General features: G+C 61.6%; 16 protein-coding genes. 7 read left to right on the top strand and 9 right to left on the bottom strand.

Annotated elements, in window-relative coordinates; genetic code table 11:
* The first annotated feature begins 90 nt into the window (after positions 1 to 90).
* From M5B44_RS13225 to M5B44_RS13215, 3 genes are read left to right on the top strand one after another with little or no spacing between them, the layout of a single operon-like run.
* Positions 91 to 750, top strand: coding sequence for a paraquat-inducible protein A (locus M5B44_RS13225; RefSeq protein ID WP_248739414.1), 660 nt, complete (start codon positions 91 to 93; stop codon positions 748 to 750).
* Positions 737 to 1,360 carry a paraquat-inducible protein A gene (locus M5B44_RS13220; protein ID WP_085709261.1) on the top strand — a complete coding sequence of 208 codons (624 nt, stop codon included), beginning with the start codon at positions 737 to 739 and terminating at the stop codon, positions 1,358 to 1,360. Before M5B44_RS13225 ends, M5B44_RS13220 begins: the two co-directional genes overlap by 14 nt.
* A complete protein-coding gene (locus M5B44_RS13215) occupies positions 1,353 to 3,656 on the top strand; it encodes an intermembrane transport protein PqiB (protein WP_248739401.1) in 2,304 nt (767 codons plus the stop codon). The genes M5B44_RS13220 and M5B44_RS13215 overlap by 8 nt, the downstream gene beginning before the upstream one ends.
* A gap of 67 nt (positions 3,657 to 3,723) precedes the next feature.
* Here the strand turns inward: M5B44_RS13215 and mksF are convergent, their stop codons facing one another.
* The 3 genes from mksF to mksB are packed head-to-tail and all read right to left on the bottom strand — an operon-like array spanning position 3,724 to position 8,532.
* A complete protein-coding gene (gene mksF / locus M5B44_RS13210) occupies positions 3,724 to 6,564 on the bottom strand; it encodes an Mks condensin complex protein MksF (RefSeq protein WP_085709263.1) in 2,841 nt (946 codons plus the stop codon).
* Complete coding sequence (gene mksE, locus M5B44_RS13205) at positions 6,561 to 7,262, bottom strand: Mks condensin complex protein MksE (RefSeq protein WP_248739400.1); 702 nt, start codon at positions 7,260 to 7,262, stop codon at positions 6,561 to 6,563. Before mksE ends, mksF begins: the two co-directional genes overlap by 4 nt.
* Positions 7,252 to 8,532 carry an Mks condensin complex protein MksB gene (gene mksB, locus M5B44_RS13200; protein WP_162803512.1) on the bottom strand — a complete coding sequence of 427 codons (1,281 nt, stop codon included), beginning with the start codon at positions 8,530 to 8,532 and terminating at the stop codon, positions 7,252 to 7,254. Before mksB ends, mksE begins: the two co-directional genes overlap by 11 nt.
* Positions 8,533 to 8,763: 231 nt before the next feature.
* On the opposite strand from mksB, the gene M5B44_RS13195 reads away from it, so the two are divergent.
* Positions 8,764 to 9,525, top strand: a complete 762-nt coding sequence (locus M5B44_RS13195) for an energy transducer TonB (protein WP_248739413.1) — start codon at positions 8,764 to 8,766, stop codon at positions 9,523 to 9,525.
* Positions 9,518 to 9,970, top strand: coding sequence for a ribosomal protein S18-alanine N-acetyltransferase (rimI, locus tag M5B44_RS13190; protein ID WP_085709267.1), 453 nt, complete (start codon positions 9,518 to 9,520; stop codon positions 9,968 to 9,970). Before M5B44_RS13195 ends, rimI begins: the two co-directional genes overlap by 8 nt.
* 47 nt (positions 9,971 to 10,017) lie before the next feature.
* Here rimI and M5B44_RS13185 read toward each other — a convergent pair whose 3' ends face one another.
* Positions 10,018 to 10,422 (bottom strand): serine kinase/phosphatase, encoded by a 405-nt coding sequence (locus M5B44_RS13185; protein WP_114885535.1) that lies wholly within the window; start codon positions 10,420 to 10,422, stop codon positions 10,018 to 10,020.
* Positions 10,423 to 10,564: 142 nt separating this feature from the next.
* Here M5B44_RS13185 and can point away from each other — a divergent pair, with 142 nt between their 5' ends.
* Entirely contained in the window at positions 10,565 to 11,209 is a 645-nt protein-coding gene (can, locus tag M5B44_RS13180; RefSeq protein WP_007951756.1) for a carbonate dehydratase, read from the top strand.
* Between the two features lie 8 nt (positions 11,210 to 11,217).
* On the opposite strand, the gene M5B44_RS13175 is transcribed toward can, so the two are convergent.
* The 4 genes from M5B44_RS13175 to M5B44_RS13160 all read right to left on the bottom strand — a co-directional run bounded on the left by M5B44_RS13175 (position 11,218) and on the right by M5B44_RS13160 (position 16,488).
* Positions 11,218 to 11,742 carry an SET domain-containing protein-lysine N-methyltransferase gene (locus M5B44_RS13175; RefSeq protein ID WP_248739399.1) on the bottom strand — a complete coding sequence of 175 codons (525 nt, stop codon included), beginning with the start codon at positions 11,740 to 11,742 and terminating at the stop codon, positions 11,218 to 11,220.
* 178 nt (positions 11,743 to 11,920) lie between these two features.
* Positions 11,921 to 13,093: a hypothetical protein gene (locus tag M5B44_RS13170; protein ID WP_248739398.1), complete on the bottom strand. Its 1,173-nt coding sequence runs from the start codon at positions 13,091 to 13,093 to the stop codon at positions 11,921 to 11,923.
* 119 nt (positions 13,094 to 13,212) lie between these two features.
* The gene (gene acpA, locus M5B44_RS13165) at positions 13,213 to 14,913 is read right to left on the bottom strand and encodes an acid phosphatase (protein WP_248739397.1); all 1,701 of its coding nucleotides are present in this window, start codon (positions 14,911 to 14,913) and stop codon (positions 13,213 to 13,215) included.
* A 156-nt stretch (positions 14,914 to 15,069) separates the two neighbouring features.
* On the bottom strand, positions 15,070 to 16,488 hold the full coding sequence (locus tag M5B44_RS13160) for a short-chain fatty acid transporter (protein WP_085709272.1): 1,419 nt from the start codon (positions 16,486 to 16,488) through the stop codon (positions 15,070 to 15,072).
* A gap of 199 nt (positions 16,489 to 16,687) precedes the next feature.
* Here M5B44_RS13160 and M5B44_RS13155 point away from each other — a divergent pair, with 199 nt between their 5' ends.
* Complete coding sequence (locus M5B44_RS13155) at positions 16,688 to 18,001, top strand: MFS transporter (protein WP_248739396.1); 1,314 nt, start codon at positions 16,688 to 16,690, stop codon at positions 17,999 to 18,001.
* Between the two features lie 38 nt (positions 18,002 to 18,039).
* Here the strand turns inward: M5B44_RS13155 and M5B44_RS13150 are convergent, their stop codons facing one another.
* Positions 18,040 to 19,410: a gluconate:H+ symporter gene (locus M5B44_RS13150; protein WP_248739395.1), complete on the bottom strand. Its 1,371-nt coding sequence runs from the start codon at positions 19,408 to 19,410 to the stop codon at positions 18,040 to 18,042.
* Positions 19,411 to 19,541 lie beyond the last annotated feature (131 nt).

The following is a 19,541-nucleotide window of genomic DNA, read 5'->3' as shown; positions in this document are numbered from 1 at the left end:
TTTTTGCCCGCGACAGCGAACAAATTTGCACAGTTATTTTCGAATCAGAACACTAGAATAGTCCCCATCTTTTTCGGAGCCAGAGCCCTTATGTCGGATTCGGTTGACGCCCCCGGGCTGTCAGATTTACCGCTGGATGACTTGGTGGCCTGTCATGAGTGCGATCTGCTGATGCGCAAGCCCAAGCTTGCCCACGGTGAGAAAGCCCTCTGCCCACGCTGCGGCTACGAACTGTATGCCCACCGTCATAACGTGGTGCAACGTAGCCTTGCCCTGGTCATTGCAGCACTGTTGCTCTACGTGCCGGCGAACTTTTTACCCATCATGCAGCTCAATGTTCTCGGGCAATCGTCGCAGGACACTGTCTGGAGCGGCGTTGTCGGCCTGTTCAATACCGATATGCGTGGTGTTTCAGTCGTCGTATTCCTGTGCAGCATGGCGATCCCCCTGCTGAAACTGCTGTGTCAGTTGATCGTGTTGCTGACCATCCGTTTCAACATCGGTCGTAGCTACGGCCTGTTGCTCTACCGCATTTATCACCACCTCAAAGACTGGGGCATGCTTGAGGTCTACCTCATGGGTGTCCTGGTGGCGATCGTCAAACTGGCGGACATGGCGGCCATCACCGTCGGTCTCGGTCTGGCTTGTTTCATCGGTTTGTTATTGGTTCAGGTCTGGCTCGAAGTGGTGATGTCACCGCACCAGATCTGGCAGGCGTTATCAGGAGAAGATCCCCATGCGGGCGATTGATGCGGGCATTCTGATCTGTACCGAATGCCACGAACTGAACAAGCAGGATGCCGACAGCGACGTGCAGACCTGCACCCGATGCGGTGCGCTGGTTCACGCCCGACGGCCCAACAGCCTCGCGCGTACCTGGGCGCTGCTGATCACGGCCGCGATCGTCTACATTCCGGCGAACGTCCTGCCGATCATGACGGTCAGTTCGCTGGGTCAGGGTGATCCGAGCACCATCATGTCCGGGGTCATCCAGTTGGTGCAGCACGGCATGATTCCGATCGCTGCCGTAGTGTTTATCGCCAGCATTCTGGTGCCGACCTTCAAGCTGGTGGGCATCGCGCTGCTGCTGTTTTCGGTACAGCGCCGCCAGCCATTGTCCGCGCGCCAGCGAATCTGGATGTACCGCTTCATCGAGTTCATCGGCCGCTGGTCGATGCTCGACATTTTCGTGATCGCCATTCTGGTGGCGGTCGTCAACTTCGGCCGGCTAGCCAGCGTCGAAGCCAATCTGGGCGCCATCGCCTTCGCCAGTGTGGTGATTCTGACGATGCTCGCCGCTGTCACTTTCGATCCCCGACTGATTTGGGATAACACGGAGTCGGACGCCGACCATGACTGATTTGCCCGTAGCGAAAACCCGACCGGCTTCGAACTGGTCTGCCATTTGGGTACTGCCCCTGATTGCCCTGATCATCGGTGGCTGGCTGGGATGGCGTGCCTACAACGAAACCGGCATCGAGATTCAGGTGCGTTTCGAAAGTGGTGAAGGCATCCAGGCCAACAAGACCGAAGTGGTCTACAAAGGCATGTCTGTCGGTAAGGTCAAAGCCCTCAAGCTCGATGACGAAGGTGCTACCAAAGGGGTGATCGCCACCATCGAGATGAACAAGGATGTCGATCAATACCTGAAGACCAGCACCCGCTTCTGGCTGGTCAAACCGAGCGTAACCCTGGCCGGTATTACCGGCCTGGAAACCCTGGTGTCGGGCAACTATGTCGCGATCAGCCCGGGTGAAGGCGAGCCGACCCGCAAGTTCAAGGCCCTGGCCGAAGAGCCCCCACTGTCGGACTCCAAACCCGGCCTGCACCTGACAATCAAGGCTGATCGCCTGGGGTCGCTGAACCGTGGCAGCCCGGTGTTCTACAAGCAGATCAAGGTTGGCCAGATCAAGAGTTACGTGCTGTCGGAAGACCAGAGCACTGTTGAACTCAAGGTATTCATCGAACCGACCTACGCCAAACTGGTGCGCAAACACACGCGCTTCTGGAACGCCAGCGGCATCAGCATCGACGCCAACCTGTCCGGGGTGAAAGTGCGCAGTGAATCCCTGGCCAGCATCGTCGCCGGCGGTATTGCCTTTGCTACGCCGGAGAACCGCAAGGACAGCCCGCCCACCGATCCGAGCCTGCCGTTCCGCCTGTACGAAGACTTCGATGCGGCCGCCGCCGGTATCCGCGTGAAGGTCAAACTCAGCGATTTCGAAGGTCTGCAGGCCGGACGTACCCCGGTGATGTACAAGGGCATTCAGGTCGGTAACCTCAAAGCCCTGAAAATTGATCCGGATCTGTCCAGCGCAACCGCAGAACTGACCCTCGATCCATTGGCCGAAGAGTATCTGGTCACCGGTACCCAGTTCTGGGTGGTCAAACCGTCGATTTCCCTGGCCGGCATCACCGGTCTGGAAGCACTGGTCAAAGGTAACTACATCGCCGTGCGCCCCGGCGACAAGGGCGGTGCGCCGCAACGCGAGTTCGAGGCACGGCCGAAGGCGCCGCCTCTGGATCTGAAGGCACCGGGCCTGCACCTGGTGCTGTTCACCGACAGCCTCGGTTCGATCGAGGTCGGCAGTCCGATTCTCTACAAACAGGTCAAGGTCGGCTCGGTGCAGAGCTATCAGTTCTCCAAGACCAAAAAGCAACTGGTGATTGGCGTCCACATCGAGAAGGAATACGAAAACCTGGTCAACGCCTCGACCCGGTTCTGGAACGTCAGCGGCATCACTCTGACCGGTGGCCTGACTGGTGGCATTCAGGTCAAGAGCGAGTCCTTGCAGACTCTGATGGCCGGCGGTATCGCCTTCGAAACGCCGCAAGTCAAGGCGCCGTTGCAGAAGCGTATTCCGCGCTTCCGTCTGTTCGCCAATCATGATGACGCGAATCAGAAGGGTGAGGTGGTGACCATCAAGGTGGACCGCGCTGACGGCTTGCGCAGCGGCACGCCGGTTCGCTTCAAGGGACTGGATGTCGGCAAGATTGAAAGCGTCGACCTGACCGATGATCTGCAATCGGTGATCCTCACCGCACGCATCACCGAAGTGCCGGAGAAGATTGCCCGGGTCGGCAGCCAGTTCTGGGTGGTCAAGCCGGAACTGGGGCTGATCAAGACCTCGAATCTGGAAACCCTGGTCACGGGGCAGTACATCGAAGTTCAGCCGGCGGCGAAGAGCCTCGGCCCGCAGAAGAACTTCGTGGCATTGGCCAATCCGCCGGAAGTGAGCAAACAAGAGGCCGGTCTCAGTCTGGTATTGAGTGCCGCCCGTCGCGGCTCGTTGAAACCCGGCGTGCCGGTAACCTATCGCGAAATCACGGTGGGTAAAGTCACGGGTTACGAACTGGGTCAAACCGCCGACCGCGTTCTGGTGCACATCCTGATCGAGCCGAAATACGCGCCGCTGGTACGCAGTGGCAGCCGCTTCTGGAACACCAGCGGTGTCGGTTTCGATATTGGTTTGTTCAATGGCCTGACCGTACGCACCGAGTCTCTCGAAACGGCGATTCAGGGCGGTATCGCCTTCGCCACACCGGATGGCGAGCGGATGGGCAACCCGGCTCGCGCCGAGCAGACCTTCCCGCTGTTCGACAAGTTCGAAGACGAGTGGCTGACCTGGGCGCCGAAAATCCCCCTCGGCAAATAATCCCGCCCAATGAAAAGGGCCGCGATCCAATGGATCGCGGCCCTTTTTTGTGCCCGTCAGCTACGCATCAAACCGCATCCAGCTCCGGTTCATCCGCTTCGACATTGATCGTGGCTTTCACCACATCGTGGCGGCGGATGTACTTCCAGTCCGCCTCGTCGATGTAGATGCCGGCCGGGCCGCTGCCGCCTTCCAGGTCAATAGCGACACTGGCGCAGACCTGCGGCTTCACGCTCGCCAGAATCGGCACGAAGCCCAGTTGCAGGCTGGTTTCCAGCAACGCCGCCTGGTTCCTTTCGTCGATGTCCGCCGCCTCGTCGAGGTAGTAAGGCAGGCGCACTCGGCCGGCCAGATCGCGGTCCATCAAGTGCAGCAACAAATACATGTTGGTCAGCGCCTTGATGGTCATCGTGGTGCCGTTGGACGCCGCGCCATCGATGTCGGTGTGGATAACCGGCTGACCGTTGACCTTGGTGATCTCGAACGCCAGTTCGAACAAGTCCTTGAGGCCGAGCTGGTTGTGGTTCGCCGCCACCAGCCGCGCCAGGTATTCCTTGGCCTCTTCGTTCTTGTTGTCCTGCTCGGCGCTCTGGCTCAGGTCGAACACCGACAGGGTTTCGCCTTCTTCGTACTGACCGGCGCTGTGGATGATCTGGTCGATGTGCTTGAGGGCTTCCTTGTTCGGCGCGAGCACGATGCGGAAGCTCTGCAGGTTGGACACCTGACGCTTGTTGATCTCGCGGTTGAACAGCGCCAGTTGGTGCTCGAGGCTGTCGTAGTCGCTGCGGATGTTGCGCAGGGTCCGCGCGATATCGGTCACGGCTGCGCGACGTGCCTTGCCCAGGGTCAGGGCTTCGTCGGTACGGTGCGCGTAAGCGTTGATCAACAGCGACAGGCGTCGCTCCATGTCGTCTTCGCTGTCGAACTTGGCCACACCCTTGAGGCGCACCTGCGCGTACAGCGCTTCGATCTGGCCATCGGCACGCAGCAGGCCTTGCCAACTGTCCTGATAGTCGTTGAGCAGGGGCAGCAGGTTGTCCATGGAATCGTCGACCGGATCCATGAACGGCGTGCCGAACGGCAGATCTGCCGGCAGCAACTGACGACGGCGCAGGGCATCGTCGAGAGTGCGTTGCTTGGCTTCCATGTCGGCGATCTGCCGACCGACCAGTTGCAGCTTGGCCGACAGTTGCTGGACGCGCTCGGTGAATGCATCGCTGGAGCGCTTGAGTTCGTCCTGCGCGGCTTCCATCTGCGCCAGTTGCTCGAGCTTGTCGCCTTCTTCGGCGCTCAGGGTCTGAGTACGACGGAAATCTTCCAGCGCTTTCTGAGCGTCCAGCACCTGCTGGTACAGCGCTTCGGTCTGGGTCTTGCTCGCAGCGCGGTCGGCGGCCACGGCTTGCTGGGTCTTGAGTTGCTTGAGTTCTTTTTCCAGACGCTCTTTCTGATCGCGCAGCGCGGCACGGTCAGCCAGCGCTTGCAGGGCCGGCGGCTCGATGTGCGAGATGTCGATCGACAGGCCCGGCACTTCGAAACGTTCGCCCTTGAAGCCGTCGAGGATCAGCTCGACCGATTTCACCCATTCGCCATCCTCGTCGAGGGTGATGCCGTGCTCGCCCAGCGGCAGGCTGAACAGCGCGCTGTTGAACAGGCGCATCAGACGCTCGACGTCCTGTTGCGAAAACTCTTCGCGCAGGCGGGCGTAGCTGTTGTTGTCGGCGTGATCGAGTTGCTGCTTCACCGACTTCAGGCGTTTTTCCAGATCCCGCAGACGTTCTTCGAGATCCTCGGCGCTGAACTGACGGGACTGCGCCAGCGCACCGGCCAGTTCATCGTGAGCGTCCTTGGCGGCGAGCAGTTGCTGCTCGAGCACTTTCACGTCATCGATCAGCGCAAAGCGATTCTTCAGTACCGACAACTCACCGAGCCAGCGCTGGATGCCGGAGATTTCCCGCTCCAGACGCATCAGCTCCTGAGTGCCGCCGCGCTGGTCGTTCTGCAGGTCGTCCTGTTCGCGACGGTAGTGTTCGGCCTGAATGGTCAGCTCTTCCTTGCGCGCCGTGGCGTAGTCCGACCACGTACCGAGCAACGAGTCGAGCAGCGGCGACAGGCGATGCAGCTTGCCGCGCAGCACGTCGCGCTGTTTCACGCCGTTGGCCAAGGCTTCGACCAATGGGCCGGCAGCGACCAGCGAGTTGTAGTCCTGTTCCATGCGACGCACATCGCGGAAGGCTTCTTCGCACGCGGCGATGTAGTCGACGCTGCCGGAACGCAGGCTGTGTTCGAAGGCATCGAGGAACAGCTGCTTGAGCTTGGCTGCGGTGATTTCGCGCATGTGCAGCAGGTTGATGAACAGCGCGCGGAAGGTCTTGAGACTCTGCTCGCTGGTGGAGCGCAGCGGAATCAGGGTCAGATCCAGCGGGATCGACGTGTGACCGCCAACCAGCAAACGGCGCAGTTCATCAGGCTTGAGCTCGTAGGCTTTCAGGCCTTCCTTCTCAAGGTTGCTGAACAGCTCTTTCTGGCGCAGGCAGGTATCGTTTTTCTGGTAGTGGGCCAGATCGAGCTTGCCGGCGTAGGCAAAGAACTGGTGACCGAAACCCCCGCCCGGGCCGCGACCGACCACGCCGATCACGTGCGGGCCGTGAGGCAGGTTCACTTCGACCAGGATGTAGCTGGTGTCGGAGGCAAAGTAGAAACGCCGGGATTGTTCCAGGCTGTACTTGCCGAAACTCATGTCCGACATGCGCGCCAGAATCGGGAACTGCAAGGCGTTGATCGAGGCGGATTTACCGAGGTTGTTCGCGCCGTAGACCGACAGCGGCTCTTCCAGCGGGAACAGGCCGAGGCTGTAACCGGCGGTGTTCAAAAGGGCAAAGCGGCGGATGCCGTAGCGTTCCTGGCTCATGCGTCGGACTCCTGTTCTTCGGCAATGGCGCGGGCCAGTGCGTCTTCTTCGCTTTCTTCTTCAAATTCGGAAAGATCGAGCGGATCGTCGGTTTCCAGCATTCGGGCTTCGGCCTCTTCGTCGATCAGCACCGGCGCCGGCAGCGGCAGCACGCTGTGTACGCTGGCCGCCAGATCGCGGTCCTGCTGCACCGACAGGCACACGTCGAGGAAGCGGTGCATCGGCGGCAGGAAGCGGTACACACCGTTTTCTTCGCCGGCGAAGCCGAGCTGGGTCATGCGGCGCATGATCTTCTCTTCCAGCTCATCAACGGTCTGCACTTCGGCCTGGATGAACAGGTCGCGGTACTTCTCCAGCAGCGATGGCAGTTCGTCACGGCCGAGGCTGCCGCCGTCCAGCACGGCGATCGGGTCGCGACCCTGGTCAGCCAGGTGCTCGACAAGGATGAAGGTGAACAGCGCCAGACGCTGGGCGGTCTTGTTCACCGCCGCAGCAGCCATGTCCGGCACAAAGTAGTAGAAACCACGGGTGTCGCAGACCAGTTCGAAACCCAGGGCCTTGAACAGCGTGCGGTACTGGTCCTGGAAGTTCGACAGCTGCGCATACAGCTCAGGATCGCGGCGGCTGACGTGGTAGCCCTTGAACAGTTCGCGGAAGATCGGCGCCAGTTGAGACAGTTCGGAGAGATCAAGATGCATGTGGAGTGCTCGCAGAATCCTCGGCGGCGGGGTCGCGGGCCGAGAGCAGGGCGAAGGAGCGCAGGCTGACCTGGTGCTCGTGAGTATGGTATTCGCGGCGTTCCAGACGCTCGCGCTTGAAGCGTTTTTCCCGCGACAGGCGCGAGAACCAGTAAAGCAATTCGTCGGTGGCGCCGTCCGGTTCCTGTTCCAGCAGCCAGGTCATCAGATCCGGCATCGGCAGGGATTCTTCGCAGCGGTCGACCATTTCGCGCACGGTGCGCGGTGCACGCGGCGCATCGCCGGTCTTTTGCGACTTGTGCGCCTTGGGGAAACGCGCCGGTTTCGGCTCGAAACGGGCCAGGGCGTAGACGTAGGCTTCAACCTGACTGGCGCTGCCGAGAAAGGTGCTTTGCGGCCGGGTGAACAGCGGCATCGCGGCTTGCGGCACGGCGTCGATGCCTTTGCGGCGGATCGCCGCCAGCGCCAGCGCAGCACCACGGGTCACGGCGTTGTGTCGGCGCGCTTCTTCACGCAGCGGCAGCAGCAGTTCCCGGGCGTGACGCAGGGTCAACTGGGCGCTGGTCTGCATTTCGAGGATGCGCGCGTGGGTGCGCAGCAGCATGTCGTCATCGACCAGATGGCCGAGGCGCTGTTGTTCGCTGAGCATCTTCAACAGCACGGTTTCGACCTTGCGCACGCCTTGTTCGAAGGCGCCGTCGGCGTTCACCAGATCAATCATCGGCTCGACGTATTCGTCCCAGGTCGCCAGTACTTCGGCGTAACGCTGACGCAGGGGGATTTGCCGGTCGCTGGTTTTGGCCCGTTCGGCCACCGCCACCAGCGCCTGTTCGTCGTTGTCGAGTTTCTTCAGAACGTCACGCACACGCATGTCGAGCAGGCGCAACTGACGGGCAAGGTCATTGCCGTCACGGATGTCGAACGCATCCTGGATATAACCGGCCAGACGCTCGAGGTGACGCAGGTAGGCTTCGATTTCCAGGCACAGGCCCAGACGGTGCTCCCGGCGCAGGTAGGCGAGGAAGTCGTGGATTTGCGCGTTGAGCTCGAAGCGGTTCGGGCTTTTCGCCACGGGGACCAGAATGTCGAGGCGAATCCACACGTCGAGCAGGCTGGTGATGTCCTGTGGCGTGCTTTCCAGTTGTTGGGCGGCCAGTTGCGTGCGCAGTTCGTTGAGGCTCAGGGTGCCCTGGTCGAAGTGCTCGCACAGTGGCTCCAGAAGTGCCCAGTGTTCAGCGAGGGCGCGCAAGACGCGCTTGGGTTCGATCATCGGAATGGCCGGCTGGTTGGCGATTAAAAGCCGCGATTGTACTGCATCACGCGGGATGCGATTCACTCTCGGGACGGGCTGTCGCTTTTCTTTGCGTCAAGGTATCGGTCAAGACTATCGATCAACAGCGGGCGATCTTGAGCGAAGGGCGGTAGAATCAGCGCACTTCAGTTATCCACAAGTGGCCGACCCTTGCTAATCGAGTCCCGCCGCCGCGCCTATTTGAACGCCATGCAGGTGGTCAACTGGCTGCCGCGCACCGAATTGCCTTTCGCCGCTCCGTCGCGGCCCGAGCTGCTGGAGCCTCTGGAGCCTCTGGAGCCGGAGCCCGAGGTTTTGCTGTCCGTCGCACCGGCATCCCCGGCTGAGGCGCCGGCTCAGCCGGCTGCGCGTGTGGCCGAGCGGCCGAAGATCGAGGTCCCGCGACCGACGCCCGCCAGCGGCCGCCCTGCCGCCAAACCGGTGGAGGAAGCCGAAGAAGCGCCGGTGGTCGCACGGCCCGCGCCGGTGCCGCCACCGCGTTTCGCCCTGCAATTGCTACGCGCCGGCCGTTGCCTGTTGCTGGTGGAGTTACCCACAGGCGAATCGTTCCAGAGCCGGGATCCGGCCTATCTGCTGCTGAAGGACATGCTGCGGGCCGCCGGTTTGCCGGATGCGCCGCAGATCGTCGGCGATCCGGTGCGTTGGCCACTGCTGGTGCGCGGCACCATGGATCAGGGGCCGGATGCGGCCCGGGATTTCGTCCAGGGTTTCCTTTCGGTGCAAATGGAAGCCGCGCCGTGCGCCTGCCTGTGGCTGATCGGTCTGCCGGCGGTGCGCTTCGCCGGTGAGAAGGACGCCGAGGCGTTCAACAGTGAATTGCAGATCGAGGGTCTTGGCCTGGCCTGGGCCGTGCCGGGACTGGAATTGTTGATGGAAGAGCCACAGCGCAAAGCCGCCGTGTGGCAAGCCATGCGTCGGCTGATGGCGCGCTGGAAAGAATCGAATGAGTGATGCGGTAACCTTCCGTCCGATGGTCGAAGCCGATCTGGACGCTGTGCTGAAAATTGAATTCGCGGCCTACAGCCATCCCTGGACCCGCGGGATTTTTCTCGACGGGCTGGGCAAATACCAGATCTGGCTGATGTTCGAAGGCGAGCAGCAGGTCGGCCACGGGGTGGTGCAGATCATTCTGGATGAAGCGCACCTGCTCAACATCACGGTCAAGCCGGAGAATCAGGGCCGGGGCCTTGGGCTGACATTGCTCGAATACCTGATGTCCCGTGCCTATGCGGCCGATGCCCGGGAGTGTTTCCTGGAAGTGCGCGACAGCAACACAGCGGCGTTCCGCCTATACGAGCGCTACGGTTTCAACGAAATCGGCCGTCGTCGCGATTACTACCCGGCAGTGGGCGGGCGTGAAGACGCCGTGGTCATGGCCTGCACCCTGGTTGACTGATCGGCGGTAGAAGCTGTCTCAACCGGAGACAGCTTCTACGGAGCACTTCAGCGTTTGCCGTCCATCGGGTCGCGACGCGCCATTTCCGCTTCATCCAGTCCGTCGCCGCCGCCAATGTCGTCCTCATCGACAATGCTCAAATCCCAATCCGCCTGATTGCCTGACCCCAACTCATCGGCATCACGGGCGCCGTCTTCGCGGATCAAAGTTTCCGGGCTCAGGTCATCGTCGGTCGGCTCATGATCAGCCACTGAAGCGCCGGTCAGGCCCGCCTCCCGTACCCGCTCACGAGGCATCCGTTGCTCACGCTCACGTTCCGGCAGTTCATCGCCGATCTTCGCACTGGGCTGTTCGTCGTCGAAATCCAGCTCATGCACCGATCCCATGCGGTCTTCGTTATCATCGATGGGCTCCGGCTGCACCGCGTCGAAGGGACGTCGTGAATCAGTCATGGCAATTCCTCATACTGTGGGCCTTACTCAGGTGGACTCACTCGGCACACGAGAAATTCCAACGAAATCACTTGCGATCCTTTCGTGACCCCGACGGACGGTTGTCTGTCATAGCAGCGCATCTTTCTTGAGGCCTTACAGCATGCATGACTTACAAGACCTGATTGATAACAACGAGCGTTGGGCTGACGCGATCACCAAGGAAGACCCGGATTTCTTCGCCAAGCTGGCCCGCCAGCAGACGCCTGAATACCTGTGGATCGGTTGCTCCGATGCGCGGGTGCCGGCCAACGAAATCGTCGGCATGTTGCCGGGCGATCTGTTCGTTCACCGCAACGTCGCCAACGTGGTGCTGCACACCGACCTCAACTGCCTGTCGGTGATCCAGTACGCCGTGGACGTGCTCAAGGTCAAACACATTCTGGTCACCGGCCACTACGGTTGCGGCGGTGTGCGGGCGTCGATGCAGGATCGCCAGTTCGGTCTGATCGATGGCTGGCTGCGGTCGATTCGCGATCTGTATTACGAAAAGCGCGAAGAACTGGCCAAGCTGCCGACCGAGGAGGAACAGGTCGATCGACTGTGCGAGCTCAACGTGATCCAGCAAGTGGCCAACGTCGCTCACACCAGCATCATCCAGAACGCCTGGCATCGCGGGCAGAGCCTGTCGATCCACGGTTGCATCTACGGCATCAAGGATGGCCGCTGGAAAAGTCTGAACACCACCATCAGCGGCTTCGAGCAACTGCCGCCGCAATACCGCCTGCGGCCGGTCGGCGCACCGTAACCTGCAAGTCAGCGCAAGCCTTGTCGCAGCCAGCTCTTCAAATAGCGCTGGCCTTCAAGGCTGGGTGGTTCGTCGTAACCGGTGATCCAGCCGCGACAATGAGCAGACCCGCAACCGCAGGCGAACTGCCTGAGCAGTTTGTCCTCGGTGGCGGTGTAATCCATGGTCAGTCGCTCGCCCGGCTGAATGTCTCGCAGGGCCCACAACCATAATTCACTCATGTCGATGAACACGTTCGGGTCACAGGAGTGTTCTAACAATCCGCAGAAGCGTGGATCGTAAATATGGATGCCTGCCTGTAATTGCCGGGTCTGGCGGCAGCGGTAGGGCAGCAGTTGGCCCGAGACCCTGCACATGCGGGTGATGCGCAGGAATTCCCGGCGCGCGACGACTGCACAGGGCGTTCCCCGGGCGTCGTGCATCACTTCGAAGTCGGCCCGGGAAGGGAATCCGAGACGGACGGGAAGCCCCATGAACGGGTAGATCCCTTCTGTATCGCGGGGCGTGGGATGGCGAAGGACTTGCGTATTCATAACGATCCCTGTCGAAAAGATGCTGCGACTTCAACAGGGCGGTTTCCATTCGGCCCGGCAACACAGTATTGGATCCAATATCTCGTATATGAAACTACAGATCTACTGTCACATCTGACAGGGGTGAAATACGTTTTTCCGCGTCAGCCTGCGCTGACACGGAAAATCCATCCTTGCGTCAAATATGCGGAGCAGGCACCGCGGTGTCCGGCATCGGGCTTTGAAGCTGTTGCAACTGAGCCTTGATCGGCGTGGTGGCGCACTTGGCGGCGGCCTGTTCGGCGGTCAGGTTGCGGATCGAGGTGTAGAACAACTCGCAGGTCTTGACCTTCTGCGTCACTTGCCAGGTCTGGGTGCAACTGTTCAGCAGGGTTTTCGGGTCGGTGCCCGGCTTGCTGCCCATGCCGGCCTGCCAGCAGGCGGCGCTCAAGTCCTGGCCCATCACTTTCAGCCCCGCCGCGTCGGCCTTGGCCTGGGCGTCGTCACCGGTGTAGCTCTTGGGATCGGCGGCGTACCAGATGTAGCTCGGGTGGTTGGAACCCAGTACCGGCACGTTCACCCCGGCGCTCGGAGTGATGGTTGCAAGACCCAGTACGTTCACGGTCGGCCCGTATTGCTGCTTGATCCAGTTACGCACCGGTGCACCGAAGGCCACCATCGGCAGGGCTGCACCGCTGGCGCTGACGCTGACCTGTTTGACCATGGTGGTCTGGTAATCCTTGAAGTAGTCGTAGACCCCTTCAAGGTCGCTGCCGGCGCTGGCGGGGGCAGCAATTGGTGCGATGTCGACAATGGTCTGGTAGCCCGGCGTCTGGTCGGCCGGGATGCCGTTGTCGGTCAGCAGCGCAGCCCAGCGATCAGTGGTGTTGGAGCGCAGGTAGTCCTGGGCCTGGGTCAGCGAGTAATCCGGCGGGAAGTGCAGCAGTTCGACGCTTTTACGGTTTTCCAGGGCCATGCCCAGCGGCAGGAACAGATACCAGCTGTACGCCCACTTGCCATCGGCGTTGAGTTTGCTGGCGCCGGTGTAGGCCAGGTCGCCGGCATCCAGCAGCGCGGTCAGCGGTTTGTCGTAGCCTTTCGGCACGCCGCTGATCTCGGCATAGATTTGTCCGTTGTCATTCTTCACCAGCACCTTGGCACCGGTATAACCATCGCGTTGCACGCTCTGGCTCAGGTAATGGGCGACGGTCTGCTCAAGCGTCCAGTTGCGAAAGCAGATCACGCTGCAATTGTTGGGATAAGCGAAGAGGCGGGTGACGCGTTCGGTGCTGCCCAGTTTCAGGTCGACATCGGCGTGGGCGGCTGCGCTCAATGTGAGCGCAGCGAGGGTGAGTCCTGCGAGTTTGAACATGCTCAGATCCTTTTCAGCGTGGGTTCCCCGTTGCTCGGGTGCGCCACATATTGGATCAGCCGGGTGATGGCGAGAAGCCGTCAGCCGCAGTTTTTTGAGCCGTATCGCAGGACTCGTCCTCAGGCCTTGAAATGCAGGGCGTTGGTCAGGTCACCCATGGGTTTCTGGCCCCGGCCGGTCATCGCATCGTCACGCTGCTTGATCCCTGCCAGGGTCTCCAGCTGGAAGACGCGGGTGATCAGACGCAGGATCGAAGCGGTGTCATAGACCGTGTGATCCACCGTTCCCTTTCGGGCGAACGGCGACACCACCAGCGCCGGCACCCGCGAACCCGGCCCCCAGCGATCGCCCTTGGGCGGTGCGACGTGGTCCCACCAGCCGCCGTTTTCATCGACGGTCACGATCACCACCATGTTTTTCCATTGCGGACTTTCCCGCAGCACTTTCAGCGCGCGGACGATATGGCGATCGCCCGAAGCCACGTCGGCGTAACCGGCGTGCATGTTCAGGTTGCCCTGGGGCTTGTAGAAACTCACGGCCGGCAACTTGCCCGCCTCGGCGTCCGCGAAGAATTTGTTGGTGCTCGACTCATCGCCCAGACCGGCGTCGCGCAGGCGTTTGTTGCGCTCTTCGGGATGCTCCGGGCCTTGTTGCTGGAAGTAGTTGAACGGCTGGTGGTGATACTGGAAGTTGGGGATTTTCGGGATGCCGCCGGAATCCTTGAACTGATCCAGCGTCGCCTGCCAGGCGCCGGCGTACCACGCCCAGTCGATGTTCTTCTTCGACAGTTTGTCGCCAATGTGCTCGTGGGTCTGCGGCACCATGACGTTCGGCAGATCGGCTTTGGAGTACGCCGGGCGCTCCGGGTCGCGGATCCAGGTCGGCCAGTAGGGCGGGGCGAGGGTGTTGACCCCGTAACCGTCCGGGGTCAGCGCGCTCGGGCCGAACTGCGGCGGGCCGGTCATGGCGCTGGCCGGGGATTGCTCCAGCGGCTTGAGGCGCGGGTCGGCCGGGTCATCGCTTTGCAGCGCGGCGATCTGGCTCTTGGCAACTGAGTTGGCGACGTTCGGGTAGAACGGCGCGGTGGCGCTGATCAGGTATTGGTGGTTGAGGAACGAACCACCGAAGGCGCCCTGGAAGAAGTTGTCGCACAGCACGAACTCCTGGGCCACGTCCCACAGGCGCAGGGAGTAGCGACTCTGGGCGTAGTGACCCATGGTCAGGCCCCCGGAGTCGGCCCAGGCGACAAAACCGTCATTCTTGCCGCCGTTGATCTGCATCTGATTCTGATAGAACACGTGCCACAGATCCCGAGTGACCAGACCCAGGGGCAGGTCTTCGGCATTCGGGCCTTTCAGAGCGAAAGGTGCGTTGGGCAGGTTTTCCTGAAACTGCACAGCGTTGGGATAGGTCACGCCATCCAGCGTTTGCGGGCCGATCTGCAACACACCGCCCCAGGCCGGCGGCAGGGTCTGCAGCAGGCTGCCGTCGCGGTCGCGCTGTTGGTATTCCTCAGGCTTGAGTGCAGACAGCGGCTTCTCGACACCGGGGAAATCACCGAACAGGTTATTGAAGCTGCGGTTCTCGGCGTAGATCACCACGACGGTCTTCACCTGATCGTGCAGGGCCTTGTCCAGCTCGGCGGGCGTGAGCGGACGCTCGTCGGGTTTGCCCGGCTGATCAGCGGCATTCCCGCACCCGGCCAGCGTGGCGCCCACACCCAGGACTGCGACACCGCCGAGAAAACGGCGGCGGCTGGTGTCGGTGGGATTGTCGGATTCAGGCGAGGAGGGATCTTTGCCGTCGGTGTCGTCGTTCATGTAGAAGTCCGTTTATGCTTAATTGTTTCAGTATGTTTCGGGAGGACGCTAGCAAGGGAATGTGACGGTTGGGTGACATTTCCAAGGCGCAGAAACAAATGAGGGAGCCAATACGCTAGCTCCCTCATGAGAATTACGCCTGAAGATGATTCCGCGTCATGGCATCACCGGCGGCGTATACGCCAATGTCGTCCCCAACGCCCACAGCAACAACAGCACCAGCGGCGTGTGCACCAGCAGTTGCACGAACGAGAAGCCGATCAGGTCCCGGGCCTTCAGCCCCAGCACGCCCAGCAGCGGCAGCATGTAGAACGGGTTGATCAGGTTCGGCAGGGCTTCGGCGGCGTTGTAGATCTGCACGGCCCAGCCCAGGTGGTACTTCAGATCGGTGGCCACCTGCATCACGTACGGCGCCTCGATGATCCACTTGCCGCCCCCGGACGGAATGAAGAAACCGAGAATCGCCGAGTACACGCCCATCAGCAGCGCATAGGTGTCGTGGGACGCGATACTGACGAAAAACGTCGAGATATGGTGAGCCAGAGTCTGGGCATCGGTGCCTTTGACCGTGGTCATCAGCGCAGCGATCGAGCCGTACAGCGGGAACTGGATCAGCACACCAGTGGTGGTCGGCACCGCTCGCGCCACCGCATCGAGGAAGCTGCGCGGCCGCCAGTGCAGCAATGCGCCGAGCATGATGAACAGGAAGTTGTAGGTGTTGAGCCCGGAAATCGCGGTGATCGCCGGTTTGGTCGAGAATTCGTGGAACAGCCATCCGGCCGCCAGCAGCACCAGCACGATGATCAGCAGCGGGCTGTGCTCCAGCCATTCGCCGGGCCGGGTGCGCGGTTGCAGCGGCGGCAGGTTGAAGGCCGGGTCGATGCCGCAGGCCTTGGCGTCACGCGCCGAGTTCGGGCCGGGCGCGGTGGCGTAGGCGATGATGATCGAGATCACCACCAGCGCCAGCAGCATCACGCCGGACTGCCAGAGGAAAATCGTCTGAGTGAACGGAATCACCCCGGTGATCGACAGGATCGACGGTGGCAGGCTAGCGGGGTTGGCCTGCAACTGCGCGGCGGACGATGACAGCCCCAGCGCCCACACCGCACCAAGGCCCAGATAAGCCGCGGCACCGGCGGCGCGGTAGTCCATTTTCAGATCGGTGCGGCGGGCGAGGGCACGCACCAGCAGACCGCCGAATACCAGCGACAGGCCCCAGTTGAGCAACGACGCGACCATCGAGATCAGCGCGACCCAGGCCACGGCGGAGCGGCCGTTTTTCGGGATTCGCGCCAGACGATCGATCAGCTTCACGGCGGGCGGCGAGCTGGCGACGACATAACCGCCGATCACCACGAAGGCCATCTGCATGGTGAAGGGGATCAGGCTCCAGAAGCCGTCGCCGAAAGCCATGGCAGCATCGGTGGGCTTGGCGCCCATGGCCAGGGTAGCCAGGGCCACGATGATCACGGCGAGTGCGGCGAACACCCAGGAGTCGGGAAACCAGCGTTCGGCAAAACTGGAGCAGCGCAAGGCAAAGCGCGCAGAGCGGCTATCTTCGATATCAACGGCCACGGGAGTACCTCGGATTTTTATGTTTATTGTGGTCTTCGGGGCTTGGCCGGCCCGTCTGGACAGGTGCCAACAGTAAATCAACCGACGGATTTTTGTGACCGTGTTTCACTGAATCAGACTATGGTCTAACGGGTTGTCGACCGGCCCGTTTGCGTAGACCATGGGCGCCTTGGTTTTTTGCCTGCCAGAGTTCTTTGCCATGACTGCCCATTCCACTGCCCGACCGGCGCCGTTCAGCCGTTCCGACTACAAGACCCTCGGCCTTGCGGCCCTGGGCGGGGCGCTGGAGATCTACGATTTCATCATTTTCGTGTTCTTCGCCCTGACCCTCAGCCAGTTGTTTTTCCCGCCGGAAATGCCCGAGTGGCTGCGCCTGCTGCAAAGCTTCGGGATCTTCGTCACGGGCTATCTGGCACGGCCGCTGGGCGGGATCCTGATGGCGCATTTCGCCGACCGGCTGGGGCGCAAGAAAGTCTTCAGCCTGAGCATCCTGATGATGGCGCTGCCGTGCCTGCTGATCGGGATCATGCCGACCTACGCCCAGATCGGCTATTTCGCACCGCTGTTGCTGCTGGCGCTGCGCATCCTGCAAGGCGCGGCGGTGGGCGGTGAGGTGCCGAGCGCCTGGGTGTTCGTTGCCGAGCATGCGCCAGTCGCGCATCGCGGTTACGCATTAGGCTTTCTGCAGGCCGGGCTGACGTTTGGTTACCTGATCGGCGCATTGACTGCGACGTTTCTCGCACAGGTGTTTACCCCGGCGGAAATCCTCGATTACGCCTGGCGTTATCCGTTCCTGCTCGGTGGAGTGTTCGGCGTGATCGGCGTGTACCTGCGTCGCTGGTTGAGCGAAACCCCGGTATTCATGGCCATGGAAGCGCAGCGTGAGGCGCGGGTCGAACTGCCCTTGCGCACAGTATTGCGCGAGCATCGTCTGGCGATGCTGCCGGCCATGCTGATGACCTGTGTGCTGACTTCGGCGGTGGTGGTGTTCGTGGTCATCACCCCGACCATGATGCAGAAGACCTTCGGCATGACCGCCGGCCATACCTTTGCCCTGAGCGCTCTGGGCATCGTGTTCCTGAACATCGGCTGCGTGATTGCCGGGCTGCTGGTGGACCGCATCGGTGCCTGGCGCACGGTGATGTTTTATAGCCTGCTGCTGCCATTGGGCATCGGCGTGCTTTACAGCTGTTTGATCATGGGCGGCGATTGGGTAGGGCTGGCATACGCTATCGCCGGCCTTGCCTGCGGTGTGGTCGGCGCCGTGCCTTCGGTGATGGTCGGTCTGTTCCCGGCTCGTATCCGGGTATCCGGTATTTCCTTCACCTACAACATTGCCTACGCCGCATGGGCAAGCATCACACCGCTGCTGCTGATCGGTCTGATGCCGTGGAGCCCGTGGATCTGTGTGATGTTCTGCGCGGTGATGGGCGCGGTCGGTATCGTCAGCGCGGCGTATTTCGGAGTGCGCGTGCCCGGAGGCGGGCGCCGTTCGGTGGCGCCCTGTTCCTGAAGGCTGGTTGACGGCCTCGGCGCAAACTCGCGTCGCCGTCACGTCAACCAGTGCCACCACAGCAAGGTCCCCACAAGACCCACCACCGAGACAATGGTTTGCAGGACCGACCAGACCCAGATCGTCTGTTTCAGTTGCAGGCCGAAGTACTCGCGAACCATCCAGAAGCCGGCGTCGTTCACGTGACAGAAGAACACTGACCCGGCACCAATCGCCAGCGCCACCAGCGAACTTTGCGTCGCGGCGAGGCCCGCCATCATCGGCGCCAGAATCCCCGCAGTTGTGGTCGTGGCCACGGTCGCCGAGCCTGTGGCCTGACGCAGTGCCACGGCAATCAGCCAGGCCAGCAGCAGATACGGCATGTGCGCGCCTTCGGCGACTTTGCTGATGGTCTGGCTGACGCCGGCATCCAGCAAGGTCTGCTTCAAGCCGCCACCGGCACCGATGGTCAGCAACAGCACGGCAATCGGCGCGAGGCTTTTGCGCAGGGTGCCGCCGACTTGTTCACGCGGCATGCCGTTGGCCCAGCCGAGGCAGATCACCGCCGCCATGACGGCAATGCCCAACGCCACCAAGGGTTCTCCGAGAAACTTCAGGGTCAGGGCGACGTTGCTTTCCGGGCTCATCGCAACTTTCGCCAGCGTGCTGCCGAGCATCAGCAGCACCGGCAACAGAATGATCAGCAGCGACATGCCGAAACTCGGCTGGCGCGGCGCTTTCGGCGGGGCGCTGAACAGCGCGCCAAGTTCTGCCGGCTCATCGACGTGCATGCGTTTCGACAGCCAGTTGCCGTAGATCGGTCCGGCCAGGATCACCGCCGGGATGGCGATGCTGAAGCCCAGCAGCATGGTCAGCCCAAGGTCGGCATGCAATGCGCTGACCGCGATCAACGGTCCGGGATGCGGTGGCATCAGGGCATGCAGCGTGGTCATGCCGGCCAGCGCCGGAATCGCAATTTTCAACAGCGGCTGACCGGAACGGCGGGCCATGACGAAGATGATCGGAACCATCATCACCAGCCCCACTTCGAAGAACAGCGGCAGGCCGATCACCATCGCCACCAGCGCCATGACCCATGGCAGGGATTTGCCTTTGCCCAGTCCGAGCAAGGTCGACGCAATGCGGTCGGCTGCACCGGACTCGGCCATCAGCGCGCCAAGCATCGAGCCCAGCGCGATGATGATCCCTGCCTCGCCGAGAATCGCCCCGGCGCCTTTGCTGAACGCCTTGGCCACGTCCTCTGGCGGTAAACCCGCGCCGACGCCGGCGATGAACGTACCGATCAGGATCGATAGAAAGGGCGGTAGCTTGCTGGCGCTGATCAACACGATAATCGTCGCAATCGCCAGCAGGCAGCAGAGAATCAGGCGGGTGTCGTGAACCATCCAGGCAGCGGTCGATAAATCCAAAACGGAACTCCTTATCGGGCGGATAGCGGCAACATATTGTTGCAATTTGACTTGAGAATACCTGATGTGGCCGGGCCAGAGCGCCGGGTTTTGTATCCGTTCTGCGAGGACGGATAAGACCAATGGCCAAT

The organism is Pseudomonas sp. MWU12-2029, from assembly GCF_023242425.1.
In the GTDB taxonomy this organism is placed as follows: domain Bacteria; phylum Pseudomonadota; class Gammaproteobacteria; order Pseudomonadales; family Pseudomonadaceae; genus Aquipseudomonas; species Aquipseudomonas kribbensis.
Note: the sequence above shows the minus strand (reverse complement) of the source record. Positions and strands in the feature narration are given on the sequence as shown.

Excerpts from the sequence above, each read along its gene's own strand:
- M5B44_RS13225 (WP_248739414.1), top strand. The coding sequence starts at position 91 with ATGTCGGATTCGGTTGACGCCCCCGGGCTGTCAGATTTACCGCTGGAT.
- M5B44_RS13220 (WP_085709261.1), top strand. The coding sequence starts at position 737 with ATGCGGGCGATTGATGCGGGCATTCTGATCTGTACCGAATGCCACGAA.
- M5B44_RS13215 (WP_248739401.1), top strand. The coding sequence starts at position 1,353 with ATGACTGATTTGCCCGTAGCGAAAACCCGACCGGCTTCGAACTGGTCT.
- mksF (WP_085709263.1), bottom strand. The coding sequence starts at position 6,564 with ATGAGCCAGGAACGCTACGGCATCCGCCGCTTTGCCCTTTTGAACACC.
- mksE (WP_248739400.1), bottom strand. The coding sequence starts at position 7,262 with ATGCATCTTGATCTCTCCGAACTGTCTCAACTGGCGCCGATCTTCCGC.
- mksB (WP_162803512.1), bottom strand. The coding sequence starts at position 8,532 with ATGATCGAACCCAAGCGCGTCTTGCGCGCCCTCGCTGAACACTGGGCA.
- M5B44_RS13195 (WP_248739413.1), top strand. The coding sequence starts at position 8,764 with ATGCAGGTGGTCAACTGGCTGCCGCGCACCGAATTGCCTTTCGCCGCT.
- rimI (WP_085709267.1), top strand. The coding sequence starts at position 9,518 with ATGAGTGATGCGGTAACCTTCCGTCCGATGGTCGAAGCCGATCTGGAC.
- M5B44_RS13185 (WP_114885535.1), bottom strand. The coding sequence starts at position 10,422 with ATGACTGATTCACGACGTCCCTTCGACGCGGTGCAGCCGGAGCCCATC.
- can (WP_007951756.1), top strand. The coding sequence starts at position 10,565 with ATGCATGACTTACAAGACCTGATTGATAACAACGAGCGTTGGGCTGAC.
- M5B44_RS13175 (WP_248739399.1), bottom strand. The coding sequence starts at position 11,742 with ATGAATACGCAAGTCCTTCGCCATCCCACGCCCCGCGATACAGAAGGG.
- M5B44_RS13170 (WP_248739398.1), bottom strand. The coding sequence starts at position 13,093 with ATGTTCAAACTCGCAGGACTCACCCTCGCTGCGCTCACATTGAGCGCA.
- acpA (WP_248739397.1), bottom strand. The coding sequence starts at position 14,913 with ATGAACGACGACACCGACGGCAAAGATCCCTCCTCGCCTGAATCCGAC.
- M5B44_RS13155 (WP_248739396.1), top strand. The coding sequence starts at position 16,688 with ATGACTGCCCATTCCACTGCCCGACCGGCGCCGTTCAGCCGTTCCGAC.